We start from the raw sequence: 13,532 nt of genomic DNA on the forward strand, positions 1-13,532 counted from the left end.
AGCGTAATATGACAGTTTCTTTTTCACTAAAGCGGAGTTTTACGTCTTTATGATGGACAACCTACGCACGGCGGCAAACGGTCCTGTGCTCAAAATTGTGTTGGCTCTAATTATCCTGACTTTTTTGCTGACAGGTGTCACAGGTTACCTGTCCAGTGAAAGTGGTAGTTATGCTGCCAAAGTGAATGGCCAAACCATTAGCCGTGCTCAACTGGAGCAGGCATTTTTGCAAGAAAAAAATGCTCAACAGGAGAAGCTGGGTGATGAATTTTCAACTTTATTAAGCGACGAACAGAGGCTACAACAGCTTCGGCTCCAATCATTGGAGAGACTCATCAATGCGACCTTGATTGAACAATATGCCCGTAAGCTGGGTTTATCAGCCAGCGATAATCAAGTTGCCCAAGAGATACGTAATTTACCATTTCTCCAGACTGACGGCCAATTTGATAACAAAAAGTATCAGGAATATTTAAACTGGCTTGCCCAATCAAACGTCAGCCTTGATAGTCTGGCAGAGCAGATTCGCCAGGAGCTGATTAATCGTCAATTGCAGCAAGCTGTTATCGGTGCGGAAATTGCGTTACCGACAGAAATAAAACAGCAAGCAGCCTTACTTTTTCAAGAAAGAACAGTGCGTTTTGCCACTCTTGAATTGAAATCAATTGAAGAGAAGCAAACAGTGACTGATGAAGAGCTGAAAAGCTATTATGACGCGAATAGTCAGCATTTCACTGTGCCGGAAAGAGTGAAAGTCAGTTATATCAAAATGGATGCAGAGAATGAACTGAATCATGTCACTGTATCTGACGCTGATATTGAAAAGTATTATAAAAATAATCTGGCAAAATACACTAAACCTGAACAGAAGAAGTATAGCCTTATTCAACAGGATTCAGACGCTGCCGCTAAATCGGTTTTGGATGAGTTAAAAAAAGGAGCTGACTTTAGTCAATTGGCATCAGAAAAATCGACCGACAAATTTTCTGCTCAAAAGGGCGGTGATCTGGGTTGGATGGAAGAAAGCGCTCTGCCGAATGAACTTAAATCAGCGAATTTGACCCAGAAAGGGCAACTTTCAGAAGTGATCAAATTATCTAATGGATATGCCATTTTTCGTTTGGATGATATTAAACCTCAGGAAGTCAAGCCACTGGCGGATGTGCGTTCGGAAATAGAACAAATTGTTAAGCAGGAAAAAGCAGTTGATGCATTTTATGTATTACAGCGAAAAGTCAGTGATGCCGCCGCGAATGACAATGAATCGTTGGCAGCAGCAGAAAAAGCGGCAGGTTATCAGGCCGTGACCACTGACTGGTTTGATCGCGATCATGTTCCGGCTGACATCAATTTCAATCAAGTTGTTCAGGCCATTTTCTCTGGCAATTTGATTGATGGTAAAGGGGCGACAGGCGTTAACTCTGATGTCATTTCGGTTGAAGGTGACAGAGCCTTTATTCTGCGTGTTGATGATGTTAAACCGGAGACTATTCAAACGCTTGAACAGGCTAAATCTGAGGTGACTGAGTTGGTGAAACGCCAAAAAGCGGAAAAACAGCTTCAGATTGAAAGTGAAAAACTACTGGCTGACCTGAAAGAAGGTAAAGGTGAACAGGCACTGAAATCAGCCGGAATTCAGTTCGAGCAGCCTACTGTGATAAAACATCTGTCACAAACTAATCAGGCTATCGATGTGGCATTCACTTTACCGCATCCTAAAGAGGGTAAGCCTGTATATGGATTAGCCCAAGATGAATTGGGTAACGCTGTGCTTATCCAATTGGATAAAGTTGTTCCGGGATCGGTTACAGATGATCAGCTCAAGCAATATATGATGGGTTATCAATACCAGACAGGTAATATCATGCTGGAGTCACTCATCATGAATTTACGTGATGATGCGGATATTAAGTTTGGTCAACTTGAATAAAATTGTGAAGCTGCTCGCATCTATTTTTGCAAAATCGTAATTGAAAAAGGCCACTTTCGTGGCCTTTCGCATATCTGAATCTTGCCTGTTGCTCAGAAATATTGTTGTGGCAATCTTTCCTTCACCAACAAAACATGGAGAGATTTACATGAAATATTTAAGGATATTATTCAATTCATTTATTATGGCATGGTGTTTTAGCATACCGCTATCCCATGCAGCTACAGCTAATGAACCTACTGATAAAATAGTGAAACAACCTGTTGGTCAATATAAAGACAAAGCCACTATTGAAAACGGTCAGGTGAAAGAGGGAGGGGAACCGCAGATACAGGACAAGGAGCTTGTTAATATTAATACTGCAAATGCCGAACAGTTAGCTAAGGAACTCAATGGAGTGGGAGTGAAAAAAGCACAGGCGATTATTGAATATCGTGAGAAATATGGCCCTTTTACCGCAATAGATCAATTACAGGAAGTTCAAGGTATTGGACCTATGTTTATAGAAAAAAATCGGGATAAATTAACTTACTAAGTGTTAGGCCCTCTTGTGAATTCGCAGCAGTTTTATCAAGGGGGCTGTGATATTGATCAAGAATCATTCATTAAACCTTATTGTAATTAAATTGTTTTGCTATTGTTATTTTTTGTCTGGTCGGATGAGAGTAAGGAAAGAAATAGCAATGAGCACAATGATCAAAGTCAGGGGCTATCATATTGATATTTTCCAGCATGTGAACAACGCCCGCTATTTGGAATTTATGGAAGCAGCCCGTTGGGATTTACTGACTGAAAATAACCTGTTGGCATGGTTAAATCGTAAAAATATTGGTTTTGTTGTGGTGAATATTAATATTAATTATCGTCATCCAGCCGTGATTGCGGATGAGCTGGAAGTGAAATCTTCGATACAGGAATTACGCAACAAAAGCGGGACATTTTTTCAGGAAATCATACGCAGGAGTGATAATCAAATTATTGCAGATGCTTTAACGACATTTGCCTGTATTGATTTAAAAACGCAAAAAGCATTAGTTTTAGAAGGTGAGTTACGAGAAAGAATGGAACCATATAAGAACAAGGCCGGATAACTATACCTGCCGTACTTAAGATATTTATTATCGCCCCGCGGCGCGGGGTGATAATAAGCGGCTTTTGTCCTGCGAGCCGCACTTGAAGTTTATAGGGTATAAAACGTTCTGACTAACTGAGATGTGTTTTGGATTTCATGTCTAACATAATAGTTTGGGCATTGCTTAAATAATGAGTTAACCCTTTAGCCCTGAGATGGCAGGCAGCGCATTCACCGCATCCATCACCCTGAATACCGTTATAACAAGTTAGGGTTTGATTGCGGACAAAATCCAATTTTTGATAATAATCTGCCAGTGCCCAAGTTTCCGCTTTGTTTAACCACATTAGAGGAGTTTCGAAACGAATATTGCGGGCAATGCCAAGGCTGACAGCTTTGTTGAGAGCCTTGACAAATTCATCACGGCAATCCGGATAGCCTGAAAAATCGGTTTCACAAACGCCGGTAATAACGGCTTCAGCCTCAACTTGATAGGCATAAATTGCCGCCAGAGTTAAAAATAAAATATTACGGCCAGGCACAAACGTACTTGGGAGGCCACTTTTTTCACTTTCACTGAAATCGGGTACGGGAATATTGTCCCTTGTCAGGCTACTGATTGCGAGCTCATTTAATAAAGTCACATCAAGTACTTTGTGGGCAGCGGCTCCCAATTCTTTGCTTATATGACAAGCCACATCAATTTCAGCACGGTGGCGCTGTCCATAATCAAAGGTGACACAGTGAACTTCGTCATATTGGCGAAGTGCCTGAATTAAACAAGTGGTGGAATCCTGCCCACCACTGAATACAACAACGGCTCGTTTCATGATACCTGCCTCTGTAAATTGAAGGAGATATGTTACTCATAACCGTTTAACTTGGGTAGTTGTGTGAGATATTGAGAGATGTCACCGATATTATTGCGAACCCACTCTGGGTTGTAATAAGTATCAAGGTAACGCTCTCCACTATCACAGAGTAATGTCACAACTGCCCCTTGTTGGTTGTTATCGTGCATTTGCCTGGCGAGTTTTAAAGCTCCCCAGACGTTAGTTCCCGTTGATGCTCCGGTTTTTCTGCCAATTAGTTTTTCAAGCCAATAAATGGTAGCAATAGTGGCAAGATCAGGAACTTGGATCATGTCATCGATAACTGAGGGAATAAAAGACGGTTCTGCGCGTGGGCGGCCAATGCCTTCTATTTTGCTGCCAATACTTCCGTAAATATCACGGCGATTCTGGTGGTAGCAATCGTAGAAGACGGAGTTTTCTGGATCGACAACAATAAGTTTAGTGTTATATCCCTTATAGCGGATATAACGGCCGAGTGTCGCCGATGTGCCACCGGTTCCTGCACTCATCACAATGTAAGTGGGTTCAGGAAAAGGCTCTAGCTGCATCTGGCGGAAAATACTTTCTGCAATATTGTTGTTTCCTCGCCAGTCAGTCGCTCGTTCGGCGTAGGTAAATTGATCCATATAATGGCCATTCAGCTCTTTTGCCAGACGCTCTGATTCTTGATAAATCAAGGCAGAATGCTCTACAAAATGGCATTGACCACCATAGAACTCAATTTCTTGAATTTTGCGTTTAGCGGTGCAGGAGGGCATGACCGCAATAAAAGGTAAACCCAGTAAGCGGGCAAAATAAGCCTCAGAAACAGCAGTGCTTCCAGATGAGGCTTCAATAATAGGGGTTCCTTCCTTAATCCAGCCATTAGTCAGTGCATAAAGGAACAGGGAACGAGCAAGCCGATGTTTGAGGCTACCAGTAGGATGGGTGCTCTCATCTTTTAGATAGAGGTGAATACCTGGAAACATAGGAAGGTTAAGACGAATGAGATGTGTATCAGCACTGCGTTGATAATCAGCTTGGATAGCTTTTATGGCATTTGTAGCCCATAAAGACGACATAAATTGACCCTGAATAATAATACCGTAGTGGTATATAGATTACCCTTACATTCAGAGAAATAGATTGTTATTTTTCTGGGTTTATCCGTTATATTTGGGAAATATTTCTACAGGATTTAGATATGCTAGACAAAATAGACCGTAAGCTACTGGAACTGCTGCAACAGGACTGTAGTCTATCCCTGAATGCACTGGCTGAAGCCGTGAATTTAACTTCGACACCTTGCTGGAAGCGTCTCAAGCGGCTTGAAGATGAAGGTTATATTGTGGGCAAAGTTGCCTTGTTAAATGGGGTAAAACTTGGCCTGAGTTTGACAGTGATAGTGATGATTAAAACTCAGCAACACAACAGTGAATGGTATGAACAGTTTGTCTCCTTTATAAAAGAGATGCCAGAAGTCTTAACATTTTATCGCATGGCGGGTGAATATGATTACCTCATGCATGTAGAAGTTGTTGATATGAAAAGTTATGATCGTTTCTACAAGCGTATGGTAAATGGGGTTTCTGGTTTGATTGATGTCACCTCTAACTTTGCTATGGAAAAGATAAAATATACAACGGCGCTGCCAATCCCAGATTCAGTAACATAAAGATCTTTTTGGTCGGTAGGTGCTAACTCTTTCATTTTTATCTCAGGAATAGGTGTGTGAGATTATTTTCACAATTAAGCTGGTATTTTATTAGGGAATGGCGGCGTTATTTGGGTGCTGTTATTTTCCTTGTTTTGATTGCAGTGCTGCAACTCATTCCTCCCCGTTTGGTCGGGGTTATCGTTGATGGCATTAGTACAAAAACCATGACGTTGAGTCAACTCACCATGTGGCTGGGGTTAATGCTGTTTATTGCGTTGGCAATCTATGGCTTGCGCTATGTTTGGCGTGTATGGTTGTTCGGTGCTTCTTATCGGCTGGCTGTTAAGCTGCGTAGTGACTTCTATTGGCGTTTGAGTAGCCAGAATCCTGAATTTTATTTGCGCCATAGGACAGGTGATCTTATGGCTCGCGCAACAAATGATGTTGACAGGGTTGTTTTTGCAGCAGGTGAGGGAGTGCTTACTCTAGTTGATGCTTTAGTCATGGGATGCGCTGTCCTCATTGTAATGAGTGTGGAGATCAGTTGGCAATTAACCTTGTTATCACTGTTGCCCATGCCCATTATGGCCTTGGCAATTAAACATTATGGTAATCAGCTTCATCATCGTTTCAAATCTGCGCAAGGTGCATTTTCCACCCTAAATAATCATGCACAGGAAAGTTTGACGAGTATCCGCATGATAAAAGCGTTTGGACTGGAGAAGTTGCAATCTAATCAGTTTGAAGAAGTTGCCATTGATGCCGGGCGTAAAAATATGCATGTCGCACGTGTAGATGCACGTTTTGATCCCACCATTTTTATCACTGTCGCGGTTGCAAACCTGTTGGCTGTCGGTGGTGGGAGTTGGATGGTGGTGCATGGCACCATGACTCTTGGTGAACTGACCAGTTTTGTGATGTATCTGGGATTGATGATCTGGCCGATGTTGGCACTGGCATGGATGTTTAACATCGTTGAGAGAGGGAGCGCTGCTTATACACGTATCCGCAGCTTGTTGGAGGAGCCACTGGTCACTGAAGATGGAACACTGTCTTTGTCTTCCAATCGGGGAAGTTTGCAGGCAAATATCAACACCTTTACTTATCCCCAAAGTGATCGTCCTGTTTTGCAGGGTATCCATTTCCAGCTAGAGCCTGGGCAGTTATTGGGGCTTTGCGGACCAACGGGGGCAGGGAAAAGTACGCTATTAGCTTTGTTGCAACGGCAATTTGATGTCACTGATGGAGGCATTCTTTTTCAGTCAAAAAATATCTCTATTCTCCGAATGGAAGAGTGGCGTTCGCGATTGGCGATTGTTAACCAGACACCTTTTCTGTTTTCAGATACGGTAGCAGGTAATATTGCTTTAGGTCGGCCCGATGCAACCCAAGAACAAATAGAAGAAGTCGCGCGTTTAGCTAGTGTACATGATGATATTTTGCGCTTGCCTCAGGGGTATCAAACGGAAGTGGGAGAGCGCGGTGTGATGCTTTCTGGCGGGCAAAAACAGCGTATATCCATTGCCAGGGCCTTGTTGCTGAATACGGAAATTTTAATCCTTGATGATGCGCTGTCTGCCGTTGATGGGCACACGGAACACCAGATTATGAAAAATCTCAGTCAATGGCGGCAACAGCGCACTGTTATTATCAGTGCACATCGGCTATCGGCATTAACGGAAGCAGATAATGTTTTGGTTATGCAACATGGCACGATTGCACAGCAGGGCCAGCATAAGCAGCTTATCGCTCAATCAGGTTGGTATTCAGATATGTACCATTACCAACAACTAGAAGCGGCATTGGATGGAGAAAATGACTAAAACTCATATCAATAAGCTATGGCCATCATTAAAGCGCCTGCTTGCTTACAGTAAAAATTACCGCAAACCAATGCTAATTGCTGTATTGATGTTATGGGTTGCTGCATTGGCAGAAGTGAGCGGACCTCTGCTTGTGAGTTATTTTATCGACAATATGGTAGCAACGGGGAATTTACCGCTTGATATTGTTGGTGGGCTTGCCGTCGTATTCTTGGTTTTGCAGCTTATTTCTGCTGTCTTACATTATTATCAAACATTATTTTTTAATCAGGCATCTGTGGCCGTGGTGCAGAAACTTCGTACTGATGTGATGAACTCAGCATTACGTCAGCCATTAAGTGCTTTTGATAATCAACCCGTTGGGCAACTGATATCCCGCGTAACAAATGATACTGAGGTCATTAAGGATCTGTTTGTTAATGTGATCCCGGCTGTGTTTCGCTGTATTGCACTGATTGGTGCCATGCTGATAGCCATGTTTGTTTTGAATTGGCGTATGGCATGTGTTGCGATCATGATATTTCCCGCAGTCTTGCTTGTCATGGTGATCTATCAACGTCTTAGCACCCCGATAGTTAGGCGGGTTCGCGGTTATCTGGCTGATATTAACGATGGTTTCAACGAAGTCATTAATGGCATGACGGTGATTCAGCAGTTTCGTCAACAAGCCCGTTTTGGTGAGAAAATGTTGGCAATCAACCGAGCACATTATCAGGCCCGTATGCAGGCTTTACGGTTAGATGGCATTTTGTTGCGGCCATTATTGAGCTTCTTCTCTGCCGCAATATTGTGTGGTTTGCTCTTATTATTTGGCATCAAAGGCACTGAGGTGATTGGCGTGGGTGTCCTGTACGCCTTTATTAACTATCTTGGCAGGCTGAATGAGCCACTGATTGAGTTGACTTCACAGCAATCAATATTGCAGCAAGCTGTGGTTTCAGGAGAACGGGTTTTTGAACTGATGGATAGCCCGCAGCAGCAATATGGCAATGATTTGCGGGCATTAGAGAGTGGTAGCATTGAGATTGAAAACTTAAATTTTGCTTATCGCAGTAACAAACTTGTCCTGAGTGATATTAACCTGCATGTTCCTCCACATGGATTTGTGGCTTTGGTTGGGCATACCGGAAGTGGGAAAAGCACGCTGGCCAATTTGATTATGGGGTACTATCCGTGGCAAGACGGTGAGATTTATCTTGATGGACGCCCTATTTCTTCGCTTTCTCATGCAGTGTTACGTAATGGGGTAGCGATGGTGCAGCAAGATCCTGTCGTTCTGGCAGCTTCATTCCTTAACAACATCGCGCTAGGGCGGGATATCAGTGAAGAGAAAATATGGGAAGTGCTGGAATTGGTTCAATTGGCTGAATTTGTTCGTGATTTGCCGGATGGTTTGAATTCTGTCTTGGGGGAACAAGGGAATACACTTTCCGCAGGCCAAAAACAGCTTTTGGCAATGGCCAGGGTTTTAGTTCAGACGCCACAGATCCTTATTTTGGATGAGGCAACCGCGAATATTGACTCTGGAACAGAGCGATCAGTACAGAAAGCGCTGGGAATGATCCGCAAACAGACGACATTGGTAGTGATCGCTCATCGCCTTTCAACCATAACTGAAGCTGATTCCATAGTAGTGCTACATCGTGGTGCAATTGTCGAGCAAGGCCAGCATCAACAGCTACTGGAAAAGCACGGGCGCTATTATCAAATGTACCAACTCCAGCAAGTTGGAGAGACTTTGAATGAATCGGTGCACGCTTAATGTGCATATAAGGGGACAGAAGTCTTTTCTGTTCCCTTTTTTATCCTTTCTTTAGAGATGTTTTTCGATAAGAAATTGATCACACATCATTTTTAACTTCTGGCATATCCCTTGCAAATATCCCCTTGTGCAAACGTCGCAAAAAACGGGGGAAATATGAAACTCATCACCATCATCATAAAGCCATTTAAGCTGGAGGAAGTGCGGGAAGCACTTGCTGATATAGGAATACAAGGTATGACTATAACGGAAGTAAAGGGATTTGGACGTCAAAAAGGCCATTCCGAACTTTATCGGGGCGCCGAATACAACGTTAATTTTTTGCCCAAAGTTAAGATTGATATTGCTACCCATGATGAAAAAGTTGAAGAAATTATCCATATTGTTCAGCAGACTGCTTTCACTGGGAAAATGGGGGATGGAAAGATTTTTCTCTTTGAATTACAGCATGCGGTTCGGATCAGGACGGGTGAAACGAATGATGCTGCACTGTAAGTGGAGGAAAAAATGAAGAAGAAATTTTTATTCTTAGCGTGTATTGCGGCCAGTTTTCCTTCATTTGCTTTTGCCGTGGAAAATAATCTCAATAAAGCAGACACCGTATTTATGTTGGTTAATACAGTACTTGTCCTTTTTATGACAATACCCGGCATCGCTCTGTTTTATGGGGGATTACTACGCAGCAAAAATGTTTTGTCATTGATGTCACAGGTGATTGTCAGTTTTTCATTGGTTTGTGTGCTTTGGATTATGTATGGGTACAGCATGACCTTTGAGACAGGCAACTCTTTTTGGGGCGGTTTTGGTCAGGTAATGTTGAAAAACATATCCATAACTGATCTAAATGGTAGTTTCTATCAGTTAATTCACGTTGTTTTCCAGGGGGCATTTGCGTGTATTACTGTTGCCTTAGTGGTGGGCGCCTTATGTGAAAGAGTTCGTTTTTCCGCACTGCTGATTTTTAGTGCGCTATGGCTGACCGCATCTTATATCCCTATGGCGCATATGGTGTGGGGCGGCGGCTGGCTGGCTAAGGATGGCGCTTTGGATTTTGCTGGTGGGACGGTTGTTCATATTAATGCGGCAGCGGCAGGATTGGTTGGTGCTCACTTACTTGGAAAGCGTTCTGGTTTCGGACGGGAAGCCTTTAAACCTCATAACTTACCCATGACTTTTATTGGCACAGCGATCCTTTATATTGGATGGTTTGGCTTTAATGTGGGCTCCGCGGGTGAAGTGAATGCTATCGCAGCGCTGGCTCTGGTGAATACGGTGGTAGCAACGGCAGGAGCAGTGTTGTCATGGGTTTTCTGTGAGTGGTTATTTCGCCAGAAACCGTCACTTTTAGGGGCATGCTCTGGGTGTATTTCGGGTTTGGTGGTCATTACACCTGCTGCTGCAACAGTGGGTATTGGTGGCGCATTAGTGATGGGATTGATTGCAGGTATTGCAGGCTTATGGGGGGTAGTCATACTGAAGAGATGGTTACGGGTTGATGATGTTTGTGATGTGTTTGGGGTACATGGAGTATGTGGCATCGTCGGTTGTGTATTGACCAGTGTTTTTACTGCATCCACTTTAGGAGGAACAGGGTTTTCTGAAGGCATGACAATGTTAAGGCAGCTCGGTATTCAGGTGATGAGTATCTTGGTCTGTATCGTTTGGTCATCAATCGCGGCTTATATCTCGTTTAAGATCGCTGATAAGTTGGTTGGACTACGCATGAGTATCGAATCAGAAAGGGAAGGACTTGATATTACTTCACATGGCGAAAGTGCTTATAACTGAGCACTGTTATTCGCGTGAAGATAGGTGTTCCGTGCCGTAGTAACTTTCTGTTATTACGGCATACAGTATTGATTCAATTCATGACAGTTTGCGGATGACGCCTTCCTGAACCGCAGAAGCGATAAGCACGCCTGCACGATTATAGATATGCCCACGAACAAAACCACGGGCACCTGATGCTGACGGGCTTTCGATTGAATAGAGTAACCATTCATCCATATTGAAAGGGCGGTGATACCACATTGAGTGGTCAATGGTTGCTATTTGCATATTTTTTTCCATAAATTTTACGCCATGGGGCTGTAATGCCGTGGGCAGAAAATTGAAATCTGAGGCATAGCCCAACAAACAGTGATGAAGGAGTGGATCTTCCGGCATTTTTCCATTGCTACGGAACCAAACATAGCGCACGGGGACTTGGGATGAATGATTGGGTAGATTTTGCAGAGGAACGAGTTTCATCTCCAAGGGAGGGACAGAAAAAACTTTTTTTAATTTTGTCGGGAGTGAGTTAGCCATTTTTTTTATGATTTCCTCTTGAGATTCTAACTCTTCGGGAGGGGGAACCATGGGCATAGTATTTTGATGTTCAAAACTCTCTTCATCTCCTTGAAAGGAGGCTGTCATGTAGAAAATAGGCTGACCATTTTGTATTGCGCTGATGCGGCGGGCACTGAAACTTTTCCCATCACGTAATATTTCAACATCATAAACAATGGGCTTATGGCTATCCCCTGGACGTAGAAAATAGCTATGAAAGGAATGGATCATTCTGTCATTCACGACAGTTTGTTTTGCTGCATATAGCGCTTGGCCTATGACTTGCCCGCCGAAAACCTGAGGGAATCCTAAGTCTTCACTTTGTCCCCGGTAAATGCCTTCTTCTATTTTTTCTAAATGCCTTTTCATAATGCTGAGACTCTGATATTTCTGATTCCTTTCAACGTCTTTTTTCCTGACGCCGTTTTTAAAAAAATTTTCACATTTTTAATCAGTTGCCACATAAATTGGCAACCATGATTACGGGTAACCGTTTCATGTAACGATTGCCATAACCGCTCTATTTTGTTCAACCAGGGCGAATAAACCGGAAGGAATAAAAGTGTCACGCTTGGATTCTGTCGTAACCACGCTTTTACTGACTTACTTTTATGAATAATGTAGTTGTCTAAAATCACGGTGAGCGTTTCTGCGTGACGATATTGGCGTTTTAATTCTTCTAACGTATTGATAAATAATTGAGCGCTTTTCTTCATGTAACCCGTAAAAACAATTTTGTTGGTCCGGACATCAAGACAACCCGCAACGTAGTATTTTTGATTTTTACCCGGCGTATTAATGCGTTTTTGCTGGCCTTTAAAATACCAGCCCGCCCCGATTTTCGGGTTCAAGTGAATATCCACTTCATCTTCATAAACAACAGGATGTTTCTCTGACGCCCGGGAAAGCGCTTCGGTAATGCGGGCCATTTTTTCTTCATATTCCGGATCGGGTAACTTGACTGTCGGGGCCGCTCTTCTCCAGACAATCCCTTGTTGACGGAAATAACGGTAAAGCGTGCTCATTTGAAAGGGTGATTTTAAGTAACCCTTTGATTTAAAAAACAAAAAAGGCCAGGCTCCATCGGGAACGAGATTAACCGAACTGTTGGGGAGAATGTTCCAATAGATAAGACAGAAAAGGCCAAAGTGGGGTTAAATGCCATCGGGTATGGCGGCCTGCCGGTAAACTGAGTAACCCCATCCATCCCAGCTCCCTAAACCGCTTAATCCAGCGCCAGACAGAAGACTCAGCGCAACACAGTTTATCGGCCACTTGGGAGACCGGCTCTCCTTGGCATAACCAGAGTATGCCCATGATCCGGCGGGCATAATTTTTATCTGTGGTTTTTTGAACGACTTTTTTCATCTGGCGCCGTTCATTTCGGGAGGTTGGTGGTAAGATAAGCATAACTCAGTCCTTCCTTTTGCGGTTTCTTTTATTGCAATCAAGACATTCGCAAAAATAGGACTGAGTTTCTTTGAGACTCCTACCATTTTGGCAAGCCATTTAGATGTATCAAGTTAATTAAGTTTTGTAATGTCTGGCTCATAACATGCCTTTACTTTTAAGCGTGTTTAAATAAATTCCCATAATAGTGAGAGATTGCGATCTTGTTCCGCGCGCCGCGCGGGATAAGATTTACGCCTATCATTTTGAAATGCTATTTAAAAAGTATGAACGAAAGATTATGGATAATAAGTTTTTATTTATTTGAAAATAAATGGATTAAGTTGTAAATAAAATTATCTTTTGTTTTTATTTTAGATGTGAATTATCACTGTTAATTTTATCAAGGCTTATCAAATAATGCGAATGTATTGTTCTTTGTTATTTATTGATTTATATGGTTATTTTTATTTTGAATGATAAAGGATGGGAAGGTTAGTATTTTGCTTAAGTTGAAACTGTAAAATTGTGTGGTGTTTATATGACATGGCAATGATTCATTAATATTGTTAAATATATTTATTATTGCATCTGTTTACTGCTTATTTACTATATGATATGAGCGATAACTTGAAAAAGTTGAAAATAACCCGGAGATTGGAAAAATATTGGATTTGACACCATTTTTGATGTTTTTTGCCACATTGTGGGTAATAAATCAGCATTCAAATGAAGTTG

At 42.4% G+C, this 13,532-nt stretch carries 11 protein-coding genes and 1 pseudogene; 8 read left to right on the top strand and 4 right to left on the bottom strand.

Annotated elements, in window-relative coordinates; genetic code table 11:
* Window positions 1–49 precede the first annotated feature (49 nt).
* The 3 genes from ppiD to XDD1_RS04110 all read left to right on the top strand — a co-directional run bounded on the left by ppiD (window position 50) and on the right by XDD1_RS04110 (window position 3,021).
* Window positions 50–1,930: a peptidylprolyl isomerase gene (gene ppiD, locus XDD1_RS04100; RefSeq protein ID WP_045968950.1), complete on the top strand. Its 1,881-nt coding sequence runs from the start codon at window positions 50–52 to the stop codon at window positions 1,928–1,930.
* Between the two features lie 148 nt (window positions 1,931–2,078).
* Window positions 2,079–2,465, top strand: coding sequence for a ComEA family DNA-binding protein (locus XDD1_RS04105; protein WP_045968952.1), 387 nt, complete (start codon window positions 2,079–2,081; stop codon window positions 2,463–2,465).
* Window positions 2,466–2,613: 148 nt separating this feature from the next.
* A complete protein-coding gene (locus XDD1_RS04110) occupies window positions 2,614–3,021 on the top strand; it encodes an acyl-CoA thioesterase (protein ID WP_045968955.1) in 408 nt (135 codons plus the stop codon).
* 112 nt (window positions 3,022–3,133) lie between these two features.
* Here XDD1_RS04110 and queC read toward each other — a convergent pair whose 3' ends face one another.
* The gene (queC, locus tag XDD1_RS04115) at window positions 3,134–3,832 is read right to left on the bottom strand and encodes a 7-cyano-7-deazaguanine synthase QueC (protein ID WP_045968957.1); all 699 of its coding nucleotides are present in this window, start codon (window positions 3,830–3,832) and stop codon (window positions 3,134–3,136) included.
* A 32-nt stretch (window positions 3,833–3,864) separates the two neighbouring features.
* Window positions 3,865–4,917: a PLP-dependent cysteine synthase family protein gene (locus tag XDD1_RS04120; protein ID WP_045968959.1), complete on the bottom strand. Its 1,053-nt coding sequence runs from the start codon at window positions 4,915–4,917 to the stop codon at window positions 3,865–3,867.
* Window positions 4,918–5,039: 122 nt separating this feature from the next.
* Between XDD1_RS04120 and XDD1_RS04125 the strand changes: the two genes are divergently transcribed.
* From XDD1_RS04125 to amtB, 5 genes are all read left to right on the top strand, one after another.
* Window positions 5,040–5,510 carry an Lrp/AsnC family transcriptional regulator gene (locus tag XDD1_RS04125; protein ID WP_045968961.1) on the top strand — a complete coding sequence of 157 codons (471 nt, stop codon included), beginning with the start codon at window positions 5,040–5,042 and terminating at the stop codon, window positions 5,508–5,510.
* A 56-nt stretch (window positions 5,511–5,566) separates the two neighbouring features.
* The gene (locus XDD1_RS04130) at window positions 5,567–7,315 is read left to right on the top strand and encodes a SmdA family multidrug ABC transporter permease/ATP-binding protein (protein WP_045968963.1); all 1,749 of its coding nucleotides are present in this window, start codon (window positions 5,567–5,569) and stop codon (window positions 7,313–7,315) included.
* The gene (locus tag XDD1_RS04135) at window positions 7,299–9,077 is read left to right on the top strand and encodes a SmdB family multidrug efflux ABC transporter permease/ATP-binding protein (RefSeq protein WP_045968964.1); all 1,779 of its coding nucleotides are present in this window, start codon (window positions 7,299–7,301) and stop codon (window positions 9,075–9,077) included. The genes XDD1_RS04130 and XDD1_RS04135 overlap by 17 nt, the downstream gene beginning before the upstream one ends.
* Before the next feature lie 156 nt (window positions 9,078–9,233).
* Window positions 9,234–9,572: a P-II family nitrogen regulator gene (glnK, locus tag XDD1_RS04140; protein ID WP_045968966.1), complete on the top strand. Its 339-nt coding sequence runs from the start codon at window positions 9,234–9,236 to the stop codon at window positions 9,570–9,572.
* Between the two features lie 12 nt (window positions 9,573–9,584).
* On the top strand, window positions 9,585–10,865 hold the full coding sequence (gene amtB / locus XDD1_RS04145; RefSeq protein ID WP_045968968.1) for an ammonium transporter AmtB: 1,281 nt from the start codon (window positions 9,585–9,587) through the stop codon (window positions 10,863–10,865).
* 78 nt (window positions 10,866–10,943) lie between these two features.
* Here the strand turns inward: amtB and tesB are convergent, their stop codons facing one another.
* Both tesB and XDD1_RS04155 read right to left on the bottom strand, forming a co-directional pair.
* The gene (gene tesB / locus XDD1_RS04150) at window positions 10,944–11,774 is read right to left on the bottom strand and encodes an acyl-CoA thioesterase II (RefSeq protein ID WP_045968970.1); all 831 of its coding nucleotides are present in this window, start codon (window positions 11,772–11,774) and stop codon (window positions 10,944–10,946) included.
* Window positions 11,771–12,815: pseudogene (locus tag XDD1_RS04155) on the bottom strand (IS630 family transposase). Before XDD1_RS04155 ends, tesB begins: the two are co-directional and overlap by 4 nt.
* Window positions 12,816–13,532: the final 717 nt, after the last annotated feature.

It is taken from the genome of Xenorhabdus doucetiae (assembly GCF_000968195.1).
Classification (GTDB): Bacteria; Pseudomonadota; Gammaproteobacteria; order Enterobacterales; family Enterobacteriaceae; genus Xenorhabdus; species Xenorhabdus doucetiae.

Coding starts and splice junctions, on each gene's coding strand:
- ppiD (WP_045968950.1), top strand. CDS start 50: ATGATGGACAACCTACGCACGGCGGCAAACGGTCCTGTGCTCAAAATT.
- XDD1_RS04105 (WP_045968952.1), top strand. CDS start 2,079: ATGAAATATTTAAGGATATTATTCAATTCATTTATTATGGCATGGTGT.
- XDD1_RS04125 (WP_045968961.1), top strand. CDS start 5,040: ATGCTAGACAAAATAGACCGTAAGCTACTGGAACTGCTGCAACAGGAC.
- XDD1_RS04135 (WP_045968964.1), top strand. CDS start 7,299: ATGGAGAAAATGACTAAAACTCATATCAATAAGCTATGGCCATCATTA.
- tesB (WP_045968970.1), bottom strand. CDS start 11,774: ATGAAAAGGCATTTAGAAAAAATAGAAGAAGGCATTTACCGGGGACAA.
- XDD1_RS04110 (WP_045968955.1), top strand. CDS start 2,614: ATGAGCACAATGATCAAAGTCAGGGGCTATCATATTGATATTTTCCAG.
- queC (WP_045968957.1), bottom strand. CDS start 3,832: ATGAAACGAGCCGTTGTTGTATTCAGTGGTGGGCAGGATTCCACCACT.
- amtB (WP_045968968.1), top strand. CDS start 9,585: ATGAAGAAGAAATTTTTATTCTTAGCGTGTATTGCGGCCAGTTTTCCT.
- XDD1_RS04120 (WP_045968959.1), bottom strand. CDS start 4,917: ATGTCGTCTTTATGGGCTACAAATGCCATAAAAGCTATCCAAGCTGAT.
- glnK (WP_045968966.1), top strand. CDS start 9,234: ATGAAACTCATCACCATCATCATAAAGCCATTTAAGCTGGAGGAAGTG.